At 44.0% G+C, this 17,140-nt stretch carries 17 protein-coding genes and 1 pseudogene; 5 read left to right on the plus strand and 13 right to left on the minus strand.

All coding sequences use genetic code 11. The features are described from left to right. Positions 1 to 32 precede the first annotated feature (32 nt). The gene (gene gyrB / locus M5J74_RS01680; RefSeq protein WP_015152415.1) at positions 33 to 1,970 is read right to left on the minus strand and encodes a DNA topoisomerase (ATP-hydrolyzing) subunit B; all 1,938 of its coding nucleotides are present in this window, start codon (positions 1,968 to 1,970) and stop codon (positions 33 to 35) included. Between the two features lie 128 nt (positions 1,971 to 2,098). Here gyrB and miaA point away from each other — a divergent pair, with 128 nt between their 5' ends. The 3 genes from miaA to M5J74_RS01695 all read left to right on the plus strand — a co-directional run bounded on the left by miaA (position 2,099) and on the right by M5J74_RS01695 (position 4,212). Continuing rightward, a complete protein-coding gene (miaA, locus tag M5J74_RS01685) occupies positions 2,099 to 3,076 on the plus strand; it encodes a tRNA (adenosine(37)-N6)-dimethylallyltransferase MiaA (protein ID WP_371933987.1) in 978 nt (325 codons plus the stop codon). A gap of 3 nt (positions 3,077 to 3,079) precedes the next feature. Further along, entirely contained in the window at positions 3,080 to 3,745 is a 666-nt protein-coding gene (locus tag M5J74_RS01690) for a DUF2459 domain-containing protein (RefSeq protein WP_250015078.1), read from the plus strand. Positions 3,746 to 3,888: 143 nt separating this feature from the next. Next, positions 3,889 to 4,212, plus strand: a complete 324-nt coding sequence (locus M5J74_RS01695) for a hypothetical protein (RefSeq protein WP_039717311.1) — start codon at positions 3,889 to 3,891, stop codon at positions 4,210 to 4,212. 69 nt (positions 4,213 to 4,281) lie between these two features. Here the strand turns inward: M5J74_RS01695 and M5J74_RS01700 are convergent, their stop codons facing one another. The 6 genes and pseudogenes from M5J74_RS01700 to M5J74_RS01730 all read right to left on the minus strand — a co-directional run bounded on the left by M5J74_RS01700 (position 4,282) and on the right by M5J74_RS01730 (position 8,772). After that, a complete protein-coding gene (locus tag M5J74_RS01700; protein WP_106166181.1) occupies positions 4,282 to 4,572 on the minus strand; it encodes a DUF2103 domain-containing protein in 291 nt (96 codons plus the stop codon). A 53-nt stretch (positions 4,573 to 4,625) separates the two neighbouring features. Next, positions 4,626 to 4,919 (minus strand): ATP-dependent Clp protease adapter ClpS, encoded by a 294-nt coding sequence (gene clpS, locus M5J74_RS01705; protein ID WP_233222595.1) that lies wholly within the window; start codon positions 4,917 to 4,919, stop codon positions 4,626 to 4,628. A 187-nt stretch (positions 4,920 to 5,106) separates the two neighbouring features. After that, a pseudogene (locus M5J74_RS33215) lies at positions 5,107 to 7,157 on the minus strand (FAD-dependent oxidoreductase). Positions 7,158 to 7,285: 128 nt separating this feature from the next. Beyond that, a complete protein-coding gene (locus M5J74_RS01720; protein ID WP_250015084.1) occupies positions 7,286 to 7,942 on the minus strand; it encodes a phosphoribosyltransferase in 657 nt (218 codons plus the stop codon). A gap of 306 nt (positions 7,943 to 8,248) precedes the next feature. After that, a complete protein-coding gene (locus M5J74_RS01725; RefSeq protein ID WP_015152423.1) occupies positions 8,249 to 8,473 on the minus strand; it encodes a hypothetical protein in 225 nt (74 codons plus the stop codon). A 59-nt stretch (positions 8,474 to 8,532) separates the two neighbouring features. After that, entirely contained in the window at positions 8,533 to 8,772 is a 240-nt protein-coding gene (locus M5J74_RS01730) for a hypothetical protein (RefSeq protein WP_015152424.1), read from the minus strand. 493 nt (positions 8,773 to 9,265) lie between these two features. Between M5J74_RS01730 and M5J74_RS01735 the strand changes: the two genes are divergently transcribed. Continuing rightward, positions 9,266 to 10,321: a potassium channel family protein gene (locus tag M5J74_RS01735; RefSeq protein ID WP_015152425.1), complete on the plus strand. Its 1,056-nt coding sequence runs from the start codon at positions 9,266 to 9,268 to the stop codon at positions 10,319 to 10,321. An 8-nt stretch (positions 10,322 to 10,329) separates the two neighbouring features. Here M5J74_RS01735 and M5J74_RS01740 read toward each other — a convergent pair whose 3' ends face one another. Beyond that, positions 10,330 to 10,758, minus strand: coding sequence for a hypothetical protein (locus M5J74_RS01740; protein ID WP_015152426.1), 429 nt, complete (start codon positions 10,756 to 10,758; stop codon positions 10,330 to 10,332). A 332-nt stretch (positions 10,759 to 11,090) separates the two neighbouring features. Then, on the minus strand, positions 11,091 to 12,314 hold the full coding sequence (locus M5J74_RS01745) for a hypothetical protein (RefSeq protein WP_250015086.1): 1,224 nt from the start codon (positions 12,312 to 12,314) through the stop codon (positions 11,091 to 11,093). Between the two features lie 559 nt (positions 12,315 to 12,873). Between M5J74_RS01745 and M5J74_RS01750 the strand changes: the two genes are divergently transcribed. Continuing rightward, the gene (locus M5J74_RS01750) at positions 12,874 to 13,740 is read left to right on the plus strand and encodes a 6-carboxytetrahydropterin synthase (RefSeq protein ID WP_015152428.1); all 867 of its coding nucleotides are present in this window, start codon (positions 12,874 to 12,876) and stop codon (positions 13,738 to 13,740) included. A gap of 89 nt (positions 13,741 to 13,829) precedes the next feature. Here the strand turns inward: M5J74_RS01750 and M5J74_RS01755 are convergent, their stop codons facing one another. From M5J74_RS01755 to M5J74_RS01770, 4 genes are all read right to left on the minus strand, one after another. Next, the gene (locus M5J74_RS01755) at positions 13,830 to 14,639 is read right to left on the minus strand and encodes a creatininase family protein (RefSeq protein ID WP_106166186.1); all 810 of its coding nucleotides are present in this window, start codon (positions 14,637 to 14,639) and stop codon (positions 13,830 to 13,832) included. Next, entirely contained in the window at positions 14,587 to 14,793 is a 207-nt protein-coding gene (locus tag M5J74_RS01760) for a hypothetical protein (protein WP_250015090.1), read from the minus strand. Before M5J74_RS01760 ends, M5J74_RS01755 begins: the two co-directional genes overlap by 53 nt. Further along, positions 14,790 to 15,773, minus strand: a complete 984-nt coding sequence (locus M5J74_RS01765; protein ID WP_250015092.1) for an ROK family protein — start codon at positions 15,771 to 15,773, stop codon at positions 14,790 to 14,792. The genes M5J74_RS01760 and M5J74_RS01765 overlap by 4 nt, the downstream gene beginning before the upstream one ends. An 82-nt stretch (positions 15,774 to 15,855) precedes the next feature. Continuing rightward, positions 15,856 to 17,133, minus strand: a complete 1,278-nt coding sequence (locus M5J74_RS01770) for an ATP phosphoribosyltransferase regulatory subunit (protein ID WP_250015094.1) — start codon at positions 17,131 to 17,133, stop codon at positions 15,856 to 15,858. Between the last annotated feature and the right edge of the window lie 7 nt (positions 17,134 to 17,140).

Raw genomic sequence — 17,140 nt, forward strand, 5'->3', positions numbered from 1 at the left:
TTGTCTTCCTTATCTCCCTTGTCCCCCATACCCTAAATATCCAACTCTACCAAGTTGAGGCGAGAACCATAAGTTTCGATGAATTCGCGTCGAGGGGCAACGCGATCGCCCATTAATACGGTAAAGATCCTGTCTGCTTCGGCTGCGTCTTCGATTTCTACTCGTTTGAGGGTGCGGGTTTCATTATTCATTGTGGTATCCCACAACTGTTGTGGCATCATTTCACCCAAACCTTTGAACCGCTGGATCGTATAGTTGGCATTGGCAGGAAATTCAGCAATTTTTTGATCTCTTTCGCGCTCGCTATAACAATAGTAATGATTGCGTCCCCTTTCTATTTTAAAAAGTGGCGGACAAGCAATATAGATAAAGCCTTGCTCGATCAGTTGTCGCTGATAGCGATAGAAGAATGTTAGCAACAAAGTTCTGATGTGCGCTCCATCCACGTCAGCATCTGTCATAATCACGATCTTGTGATAGCGCAATTGGGATGAATCGAATTCTTCTCCCTTTACGCCCAAGCCTAAAGCGGTGATTAATGCTTGGATCTCGGTATTCTTGTAGATTTTAGCATCGTCGGTTTTCTCAATATTGAGAATTTTACCGCGTAAAGGTAGGATAGCTTGGTTGCGGCGATCGCGTCCTTGTTTAGCACTCCCACCCGCTGAATCGCCTTCCACAATGAAGATTTCCGATTCGCCAGGATCTCTAGAACTGCAATCTGCTAGCTTTCCTGGTAGGGGCGAAGACTCTAGTACTGATTTACGCCGCACTAATTCCCGTGCGTGGCGTGCGGCTTCAGCAGCTTTGAATGCTTGAATTGCTTTATCTAAGATCGAATCAGCAATGCTGGGGCGAAATTCTAAATATTCCGTCAGCACTTCCCCAACTAACGAGTCAACAATCCCCCGCACTTCCGTGTTGCCGAGTTTTGTCTTAGTTTGCCCTTCAAACTCTGGATCTGGGACTTTGACAGAAATCACGGCTGTCAACCCTTCACGGACGTGTTCGCCGCTGAGGTTGGGTTCGTTATCCTTGATTTTATTTCGCTTGCGGGCGATCGCATTGAGCGTCCGCGTCAAAACTGTTTTCAACCCTTCTAAATGCGTTCCGCCATCCACCGTGCGGATGTTGTTGGCAAAGCCTAACAAGTTGTCGGTATAGGCATCCGTACACCACTGCAAAGCGACTTCAACTTGGACGTTGTTGCGTTCCCCTTGCACGAAAATAATTTCTTCGTGTAAGGCTTGCTTGTCGTTGTTAATGTAGCTGACGTACTCGCGAATCCCACCCTTGTATTCGTAAGTCTCAACTTTTGGTTCTTGGCTTTTGAGTAGTTCTAAACGGTGGTCGGTAAAGGTAATTCTTACCCCTGCATTTAGATACGCTAGCTCTCGCAGACGACCAGCCAGCGTGATATAGTCGAATTCCGTACCAACTGTAAAAATTTCTGCATCGGGTTTGAATCTAACTCCAGTGCCTGTCTTCGCTTCTTTAAAAGACTTGGTTTGCAGTTCTCCCATCGGTACGCCCCGTTCGTAGCGTTGGGTATGTACCTTTTTATCCCGCCAAACTGTAACTTCTACCCATTCCGATAGCGCGTTGACAACAGAAATCCCAACTCCGTGCAAACCGCCAGAAACTTTGTAACCACCACCACCAAATTTACCTCCAGCATGTAATACTGTCATCACGGTTTCCAGTGCCGATTTCCCCGTCTGCGGATGGGTATCGGTGGGAATACCTCGACCGTCATCGACTACTTGTACTGAGCCGTCAGCGTTTAAGTCGATTTCTATGTGAGTACAATATCCTGCTAGAGCCTCATCAATGGAGTTGTCTACCACCTCGTATACTAAATGGTGGAGTCCCCTCGGTCCGGTGGTTCCAATATACATCCCTGGTCGTTTGCGGACGGGTTCCAGACCTTCCAAAACTTGAATTTGCTCGGCGCTGTAGCTGCTCGTCATGCAAGGGAGTCTCCGATAATGAGGTTAAATTAACCAATGATATCTAAAATAAGAAATCGTACCAAAATTCTAACACAATAGGCTTAAAGACGGCTCTAGGGCATTCTAAAGAGCAATTTATCTAGGGGATGTACCAAACTGATATTTCGCATAGATTTGGCTTGATTACAATCTGTGGAGCAACCGCCACGGGTAAATCAGGGTTGGCAATAACTATCGCTCAAAGACTTAATTCTGTCATTATCAGTGCCGATTCGCGTCAAGTTTATCGCGAATTTAATCTTGGCACGGCTAAACCTACTCCTAGCCAGCAACAACTCATACCTCACTATTTAATTGACATTTGCGATCCCACTGAAACTTTTACCGTGGCGGAGTATCAGGAACAAGCACAGGGATTAATCGAAAAATGGAGGGGTGTAGAGACGTTGCATGCAACGTCTCTACACCTATTCCCTCTCTTAGTTGGGGGGACTGGGTTGTACATCCGTTCTATCGTGCGGGGAATGAAGATTCCTAGAGTAGCACCACAGCCAAAATTGCGATCGCAACTTCTATCTTTGGGTCAAAAGCAGCTTTATGCAATGTTACAGCAAGTCGATCCGGTAGCTGCAACTAAAATTCATCCCAACGATCCAACCAGAACTGTTAGAGCATTGGAAGTATTCTACGTTACTAGTCGTCCAATCTCAACACAACAGGGAGAAGATCCCCCCTGTTATCCAATTTTACAAATTGGTTTGGACTGTGAATCGAATGCCTTGACTCAGCGAATTTCTCAGCGTACAGAACAAATGGTGGCTGATGGTTTGGTGGCTGAAGTTGAGTATTTGTGTCAAAAATACCGCATGGATTTACCTTTACTCAATACGCTAGGATATCAAGAGTTCAAGCAATATTTAGCTGGAGATATCTCCCTAGAGGAAGCAAAAGAATTAACTGTATTGCATACGCGACAATTTGCTAAACGACAGCGAACTTGGTTTCGAGCATATCCTCAAATTGAATGGTTTAATGCTGACAGTCCCGATTTAGTAGAACGAGTGTGGCAGCGAATTCAGGATTTTATGGCTCAACTAAATCTGAAAAAAAACACGCGATTCTAAAATGTGAAAACACGCCGCTTTGCTTTTTTTGTCTTAGCAATTACCAGCGTTATCCTCGGAGGATGGATTTGTTCTCCTGTTACTATTATACCTCCTGCTAATCTCATTAATCCAGTTAGTATTTATCTCGTTGATTATGGCTTTCACGGAAGATTAGTTCTACCTATTAATCGCGATAAATGTCTGGAATATGCCTATGGTGACTGGAGATATTTTGCTTTAAATCAACAAGATTGGTTGACCGGAGCAGCAGCATTATTTTTACCAACTCAAGGAGCTTTAGGACGCAAGTTAAAAAACTGCGATCGCTTCGATTTATTAGCTACTCAAAAAGATAGTTCTTTGCTGAGCATTACTGTAGAAAAAGCAAAAGTCGATCGCTTGCTAAAGGTCTTAAATTCATATTTCGATCGCCCCGCTACTCTGCAAATAAAAAATTCTCACACGGGAATGACCCTAGTTCCCTACGATCGCACTTATACCGTAATACACAATAGCAATCACGAACTAGTTCGCTGGCTGCAAGATTTAGGCTGTCGCGTTGAAGGTTTTGTCTTATGGGCAAACTTTCAAATCAGTGACCAGTTACCAGTTACCAGTTACCAGTTACCAGTGACTGTTGAGCAACAACTAACAACCAACAACCAACAACAAATGACTAATGACTAATGACTAATGACCAATGACTGATTTACATTTATTACAAGATTTTAATCAAACTACCTATTTCTGTTGCAGTTTGTAACTGATTTTGTATACCGAAACACTATTCCTTTAGACTGATGGGAATTGAAAGTTTTGGATATACATATATGCAGATACAAAATTTAAACTTTTCAGACGCGATCGCTTTTATATCTGCCATTGCCTGTATTGCTGGTCTGCTATTGCTTTCAGGAGCTAATTCAGCAGAGGTAAACGAACTAGAAGAAGCAGAGCAAAATCTATTGCAGATGAGCTTTACTTACTGGTTGCTTTACTGCATCTGTTTGGGATTGCAAAAAATTACCTTACCAGATTGGGAAGTTTTGTTAATGAGTTTAAAACTCACTGCGGCTTTGTCCTACTTTCTTACCTTTGCTTGTATTCTTTGTCTACCCCTACATCGATTTGCCGTGCGACAAGTAGAAGAGTAAATCAGTTGTCAGTTAACAGTTAACAGTTAACTGTCAACCCACTACCCACTACCCATTACCAACTACCACTCACGATTTCAAAACATTCGTCACTGCTGTTACTAATTCATCCTGGCTGAGAGTTGTCAGGATGAATACTTCTTGTACAGTCTTGCCTTGGCGTGCTATGAGTTTAAATCCACCACGAATCGGCACGGAAATACGAAGTTGCATTTTGGGAGAGTGACCTTTTACCCGTCCAATGACTCCAGGGGTAATTGTTTGAATTCCATCAATGCGAGTCAGGCGTTCTAACACTGGAATTAAGCCTGAGATGTGGGTTGAGTGATTCCAGACCAGCCTGCCGTTGGCATTACTCATAATTAGGTTAATAAGTTTTAATATTTCATTTTAATATTTAATCATTAATTGTCCTAAGCTGCTTCCAGAGGAGCCATAGTTAAGCCAGCACGCCGAAGTTGCTGATGATAGAGTTCTGCTTGTTCTTGCGGTCCCACCCAAACGATCGCCTGACCTTCGTAGTGAACTTGATTGGTTAATTCCCAAGCGCGATCGCCCGTCATACCTGGTATATACTTCATCAAACACTCAGCTACATGCTGAAACGTATTGAAATCGTCATCCAACACGATTACCTTGTAATTAGGATATAGCTTGCTGACGACTTTAGACGATTTCTCAGGTGCGATCGTCGGTGCTGTTGCCATCCCGTAAACTGTTGTAGAAACTACCCTGTTCATAGCACGACAGACAGAACTTCACAAAAATACATTCTCTCAAGATAACAAGGAATGGTTGGTTGTTGGTAATGGGTAATTGGTGAGCGACTATCTTTTCATATCTAGTCACCAGCCACTAGTCACTAGTCACTAGTCACTGATAACTGACAACTGTTCACCGCCAATCATCCCAATCTAGATTGAAAATGGATGTATCTGGGAAGGCTGTAGGATTATTGTTTTGTTGGAGGCGATATTGCAGTTGTTCGAGTAGGGGTTCTCGTCTGGGTAAGTCGTCTACGAGTTGATAAGGGGCGATCGCTTTTTCTAAGCTAAAAGCAGCGGTAGTTCCGGCGGCTGCGCCTACAGACCATTCAAAGGAATGCACCCGATAAGCAGCGGAGGCGATATGACTGGTAGCAATACTTTTTCCAGCTACGAGTAAATTCTCGATCTTTTGAGGAATCATCGCCCGTAAGGGAATTTGGAAGGGATAGGCTTCACCCGCACCTTGGCGTTCCCCTTCTCGTTCGGTGTTTCCTGGAAGTTCGGGGGGACTTTTGGTCATGCAAGGATGAAAGTCGATTGCATAGTGACCGATCCCTACTGAGTCGGGAAAGATTGTGGAACGAGTCCGTCGGGCAATTTGTTCGGGTGGCTTAGTACTGGCGATCGCATTGATGGTTTCCAGTCCTGCCAAAGCGATTTTCAAACGGCGATACATCTGGGGGGATAAGGTCTGACGGTAGTAATCGTCATTGTAGTTGCGGCGAGAAATATCAATTTCCCAAACGGTAAAGCCTTCTGGCTGTCCCCAACTCGGTCTACCAATAATCCGTCGTCCTTCCCGCATATAAGGATACTTAGACAAGCCGTGTACCGTTCCCATCGGCGAATCTAGTCCAGATAAATAGCGATTGTTTGGTTGGGGTTGTTTCACCCCGTCCCCCAGTTGCGAATCGGTTGTACCCGTCACCAACCAATAAAAGTAACCGATCGCGTGTTCTTCCGCTTTACGCAAGCTTTCTGTTCTCAGTCCTCCTAACCAGTTTCCAGGTAGGAGTTGACCGCTTGCCTGCAACTGAGCGCGAGTATAGATTAAATTATCGGCAGCAGTGCCAGGACGGTAATCGTTGCCCCACGTCCAATTCTGCATGGAAATATCATCTGGTACGGGAGCTTCAAAATTAATGCCCCGAATGACATGGGTTCGCCGTCTTTCGGACTCCAAATTCGACGGTAGGTAAATACTAAAGGAAAGCTTGCTAAACGGGGCAGTTCGTAACTATAATAAGCGGAATACTGAGAGTAAAGTGGAGGAATGTTGTGACCTATAGGGTCTTTAGTCGCCTCCATCGCAAAAGTATAAGTAAAGCCTTGAGTACAGTAGGGATCGTTAGTCGTACTAGAGGCAGAAGGTTCTAAATAAGAACGGGCATCAATCCCCAGACGATAAGGGACATCTGCCAAAGCAATTAATTCTCCCGTCTCCGTTGCATCCACCACATACCACTTAGATACTCCCTCACTCCTCACCCCTCGCTCCTCGCTCCTTTCCAAAGGTACAAACCGCAAAATTTCCTTATTCAACCGAGCTGAATTTTCGTAGCGATAGGAGTCTTCAATTGTTTGAGATAGAGGTAGGGTATTGAGAGGTGGCACGCCAGCAGCGGGACGATGTTGAATTGCGATCGCGCCTTGAATAGCTTGTTGCGATCCAGCGCGGCTAATTTCCAGTTCCTTCACCACAGTGGCAGGAAACCATTTCAGCTGACCGCGACCCTTTTTTGCCGCATCCTGCAACATATCATAAAGAATTTCGTGACCGTCGTGAGGCAGGAAGCAAGAATCGCTCACCCAGCAATCACCAGGATTTAAATTGCCATTATATTTATCAGCAATGCGTTTTCTTAGTTCTAAATAACCACGAGAGAAAAACAACTGCAACCGTTGAGTTCTGCGTTCGTCCAAGGCAGAAGTTCCCTGAGTCGAAATTTGTCCTCCCATCCAATCGGTAATTTCAGTCATGCAGACAGTCCGTCCTGCTAGCAATCCCTCGTATGCAGTGGCGACACCTGCAAGTCCTGCACCCGTAACGAGAATTTCGCATTCTACCGTTTGGTTGGGGGTTTTAGGTGGTGCGGAGAGGACGGAAAAAGGGATGAGGGGTGGAGTAAAGGAGGCTAAAACAAGACTGATAAAAGCCGCTAAGCGTCTGCGCTGCATAAGTTTGGAGTTGGCTTGCTACCAAAAGCTAACTGGCTTATCGACGTTAGCACTGCACGGCTGAGGTGACAAGTTTTTTGTAAGTGAAAGTAAACTAGGTAGCGATCGCTCAGCTAACAATTAAAGTACTACGATACATTTCTAGCGACTGTGCCAGCTTGTTGCAATAGTTCGCGCACTTGAGTATCAGTAGTTTGGGGAAACTCAGCGTACCAAGAACCAACACTGTAAAAAGGTGCGGGTGTTTCTACACAGACAATTTCATCGACTTGAGTGGCTAATTCTTGCTGAGTTTCAGGAGAAGCAACTGGCACGGCGATGACAATTGCCGCAGGTTGCTGTAATTGTAGTGCTTTCACAGCTGCCCGCATGGTTGCTCCTGTTGCCAGACCATCATCTACTAAAATGACCGTGCGATCGCGCAGTTGGGGAAAAGGAAGATTTTGCCGATAGAGCCGTTCCCGTCGCTCTAATTCCTGTTGCTGTCTGGCTGTAACGCGATCGATTTCTGCTTCAGACAAGTGCAACGCTTCAATAATATCGTAGTTCAGCACTCTCACACCACCAGAGGCGATCGCCCCCATTGCCAATTCTTCTTGCCCGGGGACACCCAGCTTACGTACCAAAAACACATCTAAGGGTGCGTGTAATGCTTGTGCTACCTCGAAGGCGACTGGTACACCACCTCTAGGCAATCCTAGTACTAATACATCGCTACGGTTAGCATAGGCTAGCAATCGATCGGCTAGGGCTTGACCTGCTGTAGTTCGATTTTGGAATAACATAGCATTCTCCTGTCCTGAAGCTGCATATTTATTAGCTTAGGAGTTATTTCTTTCTATTTGCGGCTCCAAGATTTACCATTCGCTTTTGCGTTCTGTATTTGCTGTCTACTCTAGCTACAAGTCGAGCGCGATGAACCTTCTTTTATTACATTTTTACCGTAAAAGACTGAAAGTGCTTCTGTCTTTAACCAAAAGTATGAGTTTTTTTGTCTTCACACAACAACTGATTCTATCTGTTTTAAGGCGAGCTTTCAGAAGAATATTCAGCCCAACATAAAAGTGTAGGGAAGAAATCTAGCTCTGATTTTACTCTACTCCTTGAATATCTGCTTCATCTAATAAGACTGTCGTTTCAAAACCTATTCTGCCCATTTCTGGCGGGGTTCCCATATCCATTTCAACAGTATAAGACCAGCTTCCAGCAGTAGGTTTATATTGCTTGATTTTACCACTACCACCGATAAATCGAACTACGCGCTCGCGACTGAATTTTGGTAGCGAATGATGCTCTACCCAAAGTTTACTTTTCATATTCTTTCCTAAGATTTTGATTATTCAATTGGACGGCGATCGTGAATTCATAGCAGAGCTTATCGAATTGCTAGGTTTGTCCTCTGAGCTTGAGCTGTAGAAATTAATTGCCAACCTGCTTTATGTAATTTTTGATAAGTTGCCCATCCTTTTGAGCCGCCATCTATTTTGTAGTCGGGAACAGAATATTCAGGACAACTCGTATAAGGTTGCCAAGGTTTATCTGGCGATCGCCGTAGATATAAAATCTTTTCGCTTTCAGCACCTAAGCAAGGAAACCAACACATTTGACCAGCCATTCTTCTAACCTCCTGACTGATAAAAATCTCTATTCTGTAACTCTTACAACTAAAGTTTTGACAAATTTGTAAAAAATTGAGCAAAAAATTTAGTAGTTACTCTGACGAAACTGATATATTTAGTTCTAATTCAAATGAAGCTAATCTCAATCTATCTCTAGTTCAAAAATATCAACACAAGAACGTAGCCGAAAGGATGAGTTTTATGCTTTAGCAACACGTTCAATCGATAACAATTATTAGTATTTGTAAACTTTACTCAATGATTAAGTTCTATCCAAACTGCAGGAAGTCAGTTAACTAGATCGGCGATCGCATAATTTGATTTTATAGTTATACTGCCAAGTTTAAAAAGTTTGATGTATTTATCCTTCTCTTTTAACATGCAAATTTAATCCTCTAGAAAGAGTACAGTCGGAGTGAAATACTGTAAAATGCAGTACGATTAGTTACGAACAACTAATGGTAGCAAAGTTGATAAAAACGATAGGGAATGGATTTATTAATACAATTGGCTGGTACGGGGATAATTATTTTAACTCTTTTAGACATTTATCTAACTGTACTTTTTCATCGCCTCGGTAGTAGTGTTGTTAGTATGCCTTTGAACCGAGGAATATGGTGTTTTTTGCGCCTAGTAACGCAAGTCATTCCTAGCAAAAGCGATCGCCTACTTGCTCATAGTGGTTCTATTATGATAGTTGCTATTTTAGCAGTGTGGGCGGCTTCACTTATGAGTGGATTTGCTTTAATTATTTTCCCCGAATTAGGTTCGGCAATTCAAGCTAGCGAAGGAAAAACGCCCACTGATTTTATTACCGCACTCTACTATAGCGGCTTTTCTTTCACTACTTTAGGAACAGGCGATCTAGTTCCAAAAACAGCTACTTATCGATTACTAACTTTATTAGAAGCAGCACTGGGATTTTCTAGTTTTACAATTACAATTACCTACTTACTCTCAGTCTATAATGCTTTAATTACCCGCAATACATTTGCTCTCAGCTTATACCATCGCACCGATGGCACGGGGGATGCAGCAGAGTTATTAGCAAGACTGGGAGCTAGTGGCGAACTCAGTGGGATTCAGCAGGATCTTTCTAATATGGCGAGAGATTTGATTGAGTTACTAGAGCTACAACATTCCTATCCAGTACTGATTTATTTCCGCTTTCGCGAAACATATTATACTCTACCGCGAGTCATACTCTTAGCAATAGACACGGCAAGCCTGATTAAAAGCGCATTAAATGCTGAAAAATATCGTTCTCTATTACACTCTACAGCAGTAGCAGAATTGTGGGGTGGCAGTACGCATATTCTCTCCGAGCTATCTCAATCGATTCTACCCAAACACCGGATAAAATGCGATCGCCAAATGGAACTAGTCTGGCGAAAAAGATATTATGATGCCGTGGAAAGATTGAGTGCTGAGGGTATAGAAACAGCAACAGATCGAGAAGCAGGTGCAGAATTATACGTTGCTTTGCGGCGGAAATGGCAACCCCTTTTAACAACCCTCAGCAATTATTTAGCAGTAGACTTATAACGTGCTACCTAAAATATTCCGATCAGTATGGGAATAGTAAATAGAACTAATAGCACTACCAGAATGAAAGGGATTAAGTTAACATTATGCGGTTTGTGTGGTTCTATAATTAGATTTTCATCTTCTTCAAATCGAGCTAGACGAATTGCATCAGAAATTTCTTTGGCATCTTTGACGTGATGTAATGCTTTTTTTTCGCCATTCGGATATTCAAAAATAAAATAAGTTGGAACCTTAATCCAGTCACCTGTAATATCAGGTGCATCTACAGCAATTTGTTTAGCTTTGTCCACCAAAGTCTGTGGCTCTTTAGCAATGCGATCGCCTGGATTAACAGTTAAAATTGCGCTCTCGAATGGCTGGTATATCTTAGCTGTGTTTGTCTGAGATTTTTTTAATGTTTTTTGACCGGATTTTTTCAAGTTGAAGCCAACCATAAAATTCTCCTCTCAAGTGAAGGAATTATTTTAATTTCAGTTGTTCGTCAAGATTGAGGAGTATTCAAATCAGTTATCTGTACTTCGTATCGCTTTGCTATCAAATGTTTTTTTTCAAACAAGGATGATACCTTACCAAGCTATAGCCAAACTAAAGTTCTAGCCAAACTAAAGTTCTAGCCAAACTAAATTGTTACCCCACAAACTTGAGTTTTTCCTAAAGCGAGGCGTTTGAATGAAAAGACTGTTTCAAATTTATTACCAATATTATAAAAAATTGCTAGCTAAACTATATGTTTTCAAACAAAGAATTTATGAATATTGAAGAAACTTTAGATTCGCCACCTGCCACTAACTCTTACGCAGGCAGCCAAGCACAGAAAAGCGATCGCCCCACCAATGGCTCCTACAGAAGGGATAACGCTTTGCTCTGGGGGAAGGAGCAATCCTGATAGACTTTCTGCCCCAGCTATACCACCAAAGTACATTCCTACGCCAATTCCAGCTTGATGCGGTGCTACTAACATCAGGACAAAAGGAATTGCACCATTCAGTACAAGATTAAAAGTAACTAGTAACCCGAGGATGGCAAGAATCAAAGTCAACCAACTGGGAATAAATACTGCAATTTGTAATAAGATAGCAGTCGCGATCGCACCTATACATATAGCACGTCGATTATCTAGCCGCAGCGTCCAATCAGCAGTTGGCGGAGCTGCAAGTGCCAGCATAATCCCCACTCCTACCATCAACCAGTCCACGTTATTAATTTCTAGTCGTAGCATCAGCATTTTGGACAAAGTAACTGTCAAAAACTGCGTTCCCCAAGCGATCGCCATCCCACTTAAAAAAATTAAACTTAAAGCGATTTTGAGTGGTGGATTGTCTGTGCTTTTGTGTTCTATTGCTGCTCTAACGGTTAAATTTGCCCTTGCCAACGTTTCTGGCAAATTGACATATCTTAAAATAGCTGCCGTACCTAGCAATGAAAACGAACCAATCGCAAAAGCAAAAATAGTATCTAAATTTAACACTAAATTGTGAGCAACTGGTCTAAAAGCTGTCAATAATCCGGCTACGAGAACTAACAAACTATTAGCTAGCACTAATCCCTCTGGAGGGGCATAATTTCTTAGTAAAGATATTGCTGGGCTGTGAAATATTATCATTGCCAGAGTCCAAGCTACCGATACCACGATTGACACCCAACGAAATTCACCTACACCCTTGCCGAAAACAACCACAGTCGGAATTGCTATAAATAGAGTTGATGCCAAAACGATCCCTGCTGCTATGAGCGGAAAACGGCTACCAAACTGCTGTTTATCGCGATCGGATAAGCCTCCCATCAAAGGTTCTAGTACCACTGCCAATCCATTTCCAACCACAAGTAGAGCAGAACTAACAGGGGCGGGAAAGTAAGATTCTTCCAGCAATTTAGGCAAATACACGCTATAAATCAACCAAGTTAGTGCGATCGCCCCTTGCAATCCTGCCAATCCCCATACTTGCAACCACAATACTTGTACGGATAGATCTTCCTCCTGTTTTTCCATGCTCTATATCCTTTGTGTCTCAGTCGTTAGATAAAATTCAAGAACCTAAAATTTAACAACCTGCAATATTTAAAGACACAAACTCACCAAAGCTTTTTCCGGCTAGATGCACTATTTTATATAAAAAATTTGGCAACGCTCAAGATTTTGATGCTCAATTGTTAAAGTCGATCTATCAACGAGGCTATTTCTATTGTGGGCGATCGCGATTTTATTCTTTAGCTGTACCGTCATCCCTCTTTTCTCCCGTGGCTATAAAAAGTATTTCATTTAATGAATGAGTTAAATATTTTTCCAAAAAATAACTTTTCAGAAAACTAAAAAATAATCAATCGACTCATATTACTCAAATTATTGAGCCAAAAATTGAAATTATTATGATTTACTTTAAATCCAATCGTCCGTTTATATCTCAGAATATAAAACTCACCAATTACCAACTACCAATTACCAACTACCAATTACCAACTACCAACTCATTGCTATCGCGGTAGCAATTGGTCTATTCTAGTAAAAGTGTTAAGTTTACGAAATTTTACATACTGCTCCCTGTGCGCTCATGCAATGTATAGTTAACCGCCGCGCTCAATTTTCCGCCAGCCATCGCTATTGGTTGCCAGAGCTGAGCGAAACAGAGAACCAGCAACAATTTGGCTTATGTTCCCGCTTTCCAGGTCACGGACACAACTACGTCTTATTTGTTTCTCTTCTCGGAGAGTTAGATGAATATGGCATGGTTTTAAACCTGTCTGATGTCAAGCACGTAATTAAGCGAGAAGTGACTAGCCAGCTAGATTTTTCCTATCTCAATGACGTTTGGCAAGAATTTCAGCAAACATTGCCAACAACGGAAAATATCGCCCGCGTCATCTGGCAAAAGCTTGCCTCACACTTACCGATAGTCAAAATTCAGTTATTTGAACATCCTCAACTTTGGGCAGAATATCAAGGAAATGGCATGGAAGCATACTTAACTATTAGCACTCATTTTAGCGCCGCTCATCGGTTAGCTCATCCCGATCTCAACCAACAAGAGAATACAGAAATTTACGGAAAATGCGCTCGTCCAAACGGTCACGGTCACAATTACCACTTAGAAGTGACTGTAAAGGGGGAAATTCACCCTCGTACGGGCATGATTGTAGATTTGAGTGCATTGAACCAAGCGATCGAAGACTTGGTTATTGAACCACTCGACCATACTTTTCTCAACAAAGATATTGCCTACTTTGCCAAAGTCGTGCCTACGGCAGAAAATATCGCCGTATATATCTCAAATGTGCTGCAACAGCCAGTGCGAGAGTTAGGCGCAGAACTACACAAGGTCAAGTTGATTGAAAGTCCAAATAATTCTTGCGAAGTCTACTGTACTCCAGCTGATTCAATCAAGAGCGCAACTAGAGAACCAGCGTTAGCCCAAGTTTAAGTCGTAGAAGTAGAAATGGTAGCGATCGCGCTCGATCTAAATCAAAGCATCTCGATCGCTATCTATCTTGACAATCGCTTGCTAACCGTTTACTGCTTCCAAGCTTGTGGTTGCTGAAAGGCATAGATGTCTGCAATGACTCGAACCCAACCATCAGCGACCGAGGCAAGGATGCGATCGCCTTTTTCTTTTGTCGCTACGGTCGGATCGCCTAAAATTCCTGTCTGCGTCAGATCGCGGGTTGCCCAAGCAAAAGGTAATTTCCCTTCCATTGAAAGCAGACTATCTTCAGGTAAGCCGTGAGGGTATTCTGTCACAGCCGCTTCCATTTTGACTTGTTCTGGTAAAATCGACAGCATCACACTAGTTTCAGCATCACCGGCATGAATCCCAAACTCTTTCTCGCGATCGGAAAGTAACTCTCCGGCAATGTGGGGAACTCGCCAAGTAAAGAGGGGAAATACGAGAAAATCTGCATATTTGACGTGCAAATCCCGTGCGGCAATTTCCATAATTTGGGGTTGTCCGCCGTGAGAATTCATCAACACGAATTTGCGAAATCCGGCACGGTAAATACTTTCAGCAACTTCAATTAAAGTCGCAAGTAAAGTTGACGCACTTAGGGTAATCGTGCCAGGAAAATGCCAATGTTCGTTCGATTTACCGTAGTACAAGGGTGGTAGGGCATAAGCGGGAATGCGATCGCTTAATTGAGACAATGCCTTGCCTAAAACTGCCGTACCAATTGCAGCGTCCACAATTAACGGTAAATGGGGACCGTGTTGTTCGATCGCCCCTACAGGTTGAATGATGACGACATTTTCTTTATCCGGCATCTTTTGAATGTCAGCCCAAGAAAGATAGGGAAAAAATCGATTCGGGGAAATGTAGCCGTGCATCAGTTATCAGTGAAGAAAGGGTGTGGGGTGTGATGAACAGGTTGTAGGGTATGGGGTGTGGGGTGTGGGGAATTGGTAGTTGGTAGTTGGTAATTTTTTCTCCCTCAGCTCCCTGGGCTCCCTCAGCTTCCTCAGCTCTCTTTCTCCTGGTCACTGCTCTCTGCTCCCAGCTCGTCCCTGCTCCCTCATCAGTACATCTTCTGCTAAAGCGACTGCACCCCAAAGTGGCGCTTTATCTCCCAAGGCGGCGGGGACGATCTCGAAGTGGACTTCGGGTAATGCTGTGGCTCGCGCTATGTGGTGGATAGCATTCCAAAAGCGATCGCCTGCTTTGGTGACGCTACCACCTAAAATAAACCGTTGGGGATTGATGAGGTTGGCGACGTTGCCAATCGCTACTCCCAAAGCCCAACCCGCTGTTTCTAATGCCTCGATCGCAATTTCATCTCCTTGGGTAGCGGCTTGACTGACCATCAGTCCCGTTATCTCATCTAGGTTATCGTGACAAAGCGATCGCAACAGCTTCCCTTTATCTGGATGTAAATTTAACCGATCCTTGGTCTGTTGGGCGATGTAGGGACCCGAAGCCAGTCGTTCTAAGCATCCACGCTTACCGCACAAACAAACAGGACCAGTCGGATCGACGACTACATGTCCGATCTCCCCTGCCATTCCTTCTATTCCTCGCCAAGGGCGATCGTTGAGAATCCAGCCTCCACCTACACCCGTGCTGACAGTAATATAAAGCAAACTGTTATAACCCATCCCCGCACCATAGCGATGTTCGCCCAATGCCGCGACATTCGCATCGTTGTCTACACTAGCAGGAGCGCCAAATTCTCGCTCTAGGATCTCCTGTAAAGGTATATTCTCCCATCCGCTGACGTGGTGCGACAGTCTGACTTTACCGCTTGCAGCATCCACAGGTCCACCAAAGCTGACACCGATCGCCCTTGGTTCTCTACCTGCTAACAGTTCCCGTGCCAGACTCAACATTATCTCTAGATCGGATTGAGCATGAGGATTTGGCGGTGAAAAAACCCTTTTGTCACTCAACTGGTGTTTTTCTCCTGAAGCTACCACCGCCGCCGCGTGTTTAGTTCCACCAAAATCTAGCGCCAGAATTAGATTCATTGAGTGGTAATTGGTAATTGGTAGTTGGTGAATTCTTCTCTGTCCCTCTGCTTCCTTGTCCCCCTTGTCTCCCTTGTCCTCCCTACTCCCTGCTCCCAGCTCGTCCCTGCTCCCCCTTCAGCGTTTCAATCTCAGCGGAACCGTCATCTTTGAGCCAAGCAATTTGTTGGATGCGGCGCTGGCGGGCGTAGGTGCGGATTTCCTCTGGTTGGCGATCGCCTAAGTCCATTTCGACTCGCAACCCAGGAGTACAGCGTAACTTTTCTGCATAGGCAAAAGCAGCCGCGTAAGCTGCTGGCGATCGAGCGACAACGAGCCAATCACTAGCGGGTGTGGCTTGCGGTAAGCGATCGGCAGACAGTAAGGCTTGTTGTAAATCTTCCGTGTTGAGGACAAAGCCAACCCCCGGAATTGTTTTACCTTGGGGATGATACAGTCCTAAAAGTTGGTCGTAACGACCTCCTTGCCCTAAAATTTGCGGTTGAGCTGTTAGATTGTCGATCGCTGCATTGCCGATGACTTCAAACACGATCCCCGTGTAATAGTCAAAGGTGCGAATCATGCTCAAATCTAGAATGATTGGAAAGTTTTGCGAGTTTTGGTTTGAGTCTACACTAAAGCATCGATCCAAAATCTCAACTAGCGATTTGAGTCGGTGTACAGCTGCTTGTTGTGGTGCGTCTAAACTTAATTTTGTGACTTTTTGCAATACATCTGCGGGATGTCCGCGCAAATCGAGCATCATTAAAGCTCTAGCTCGTAGATCTTCGCTTAAAGGTAGAGTTTCGAGCGTGACGCGATCGAGGTGAGCGATCGCCTGTCGAACGCGATCGCGCCCAGATGCGGGGAAAGAAGCCAATAGTGATTGGGTAATTTCCGCTTCGCCCAGAATCAGCTGCCAGTTGTGTAAGCCCAATTCATTCAAGCACTCAGCCAGCAGTAATAACACCTCAGCATCAGCCAGCAATCCTTCGCTACCCAGCAACTCCACCCCAGTTTGATAAAACTCCAACTGGCGGTTGTGACTGCTATCGGGCGTGCGACAAAAGACGTTAGCGTTGTAGTAGAGGCGTTGCGGAAAGGTCGCTCCTGCCATCCGAGTTACAGCAGTGCGAGCGATCGAGGCTGTCAATTCTGGACGCAACCCCAATTCTTCCTCGCGATCCTGAACTTGGATCACCGTCGATCGCTGAATTGCTCCTCCAGCCATCAGCGTATCTAACCGTTCGAGAGTTGAAGTAATGATGCGGTGATAGCCCCAACGATGAAATACCTGCTGCAACCGTTCTTCGACCCAGTGTTTCTGAGCCACATCTAAGGGTAATAAATCTCTTGCTCCCGCAGGTGATTGGTAGACCATTGATTTT

It is taken from the genome of Chroococcidiopsis sp. CCNUC1, assembly GCF_023546805.1.
Lineage (GTDB): Bacteria > Cyanobacteriota > Cyanobacteriia > Cyanobacteriales > Chroococcidiopsidaceae > Chroococcidiopsis > Chroococcidiopsis thermalis.

Coding starts and splice junctions, on each gene's coding strand:
- gyrB (WP_015152415.1), bottom strand. CDS start 1,970: ATGACGAGCAGCTACAGCGCCGAGCAAATTCAAGTTTTGGAAGGTCTG.
- miaA (WP_371933987.1), top strand. CDS start 2,099: ATGTACCAAACTGATATTTCGCATAGATTTGGCTTGATTACAATCTGT.
- M5J74_RS01695 (WP_039717311.1), top strand. CDS start 3,889: ATGCAGATACAAAATTTAAACTTTTCAGACGCGATCGCTTTTATATCT.
- M5J74_RS01700 (WP_106166181.1), bottom strand. CDS start 4,572: ATGAGTAATGCCAACGGCAGGCTGGTCTGGAATCACTCAACCCACATC.
- clpS (WP_233222595.1), bottom strand. CDS start 4,919: ATGGCAACAGCACCGACGATCGCACCTGAGAAATCGTCTAAAGTCGTC.
- M5J74_RS01720 (WP_250015084.1), bottom strand. CDS start 7,942: ATGTTATTCCAAAATCGAACTACAGCAGGTCAAGCCCTAGCCGATCGA.
- M5J74_RS01725 (WP_015152423.1), bottom strand. CDS start 8,473: ATGAAAAGTAAACTTTGGGTAGAGCATCATTCGCTACCAAAATTCAGT.
- M5J74_RS01730 (WP_015152424.1), bottom strand. CDS start 8,772: ATGGCTGGTCAAATGTGTTGGTTTCCTTGCTTAGGTGCTGAAAGCGAA.
- M5J74_RS01735 (WP_015152425.1), top strand. CDS start 9,266: ATGGATTTATTAATACAATTGGCTGGTACGGGGATAATTATTTTAACT.
- M5J74_RS01740 (WP_015152426.1), bottom strand. CDS start 10,758: ATGGTTGGCTTCAACTTGAAAAAATCCGGTCAAAAAACATTAAAAAAA.
- M5J74_RS01745 (WP_250015086.1), bottom strand. CDS start 12,314: ATGGAAAAACAGGAGGAAGATCTATCCGTACAAGTATTGTGGTTGCAA.
- M5J74_RS01750 (WP_015152428.1), top strand. CDS start 12,874: ATGCAATGTATAGTTAACCGCCGCGCTCAATTTTCCGCCAGCCATCGC.
- M5J74_RS01755 (WP_106166186.1), bottom strand. CDS start 14,639: ATGCACGGCTACATTTCCCCGAATCGATTTTTTCCCTATCTTTCTTGG.
- M5J74_RS01765 (WP_250015092.1), bottom strand. CDS start 15,773: ATGAATCTAATTCTGGCGCTAGATTTTGGTGGAACTAAACACGCGGCG.
- M5J74_RS01770 (WP_250015094.1), bottom strand. CDS start 17,133: ATGGTCTACCAATCACCTGCGGGAGCAAGAGATTTATTACCCTTAGAT.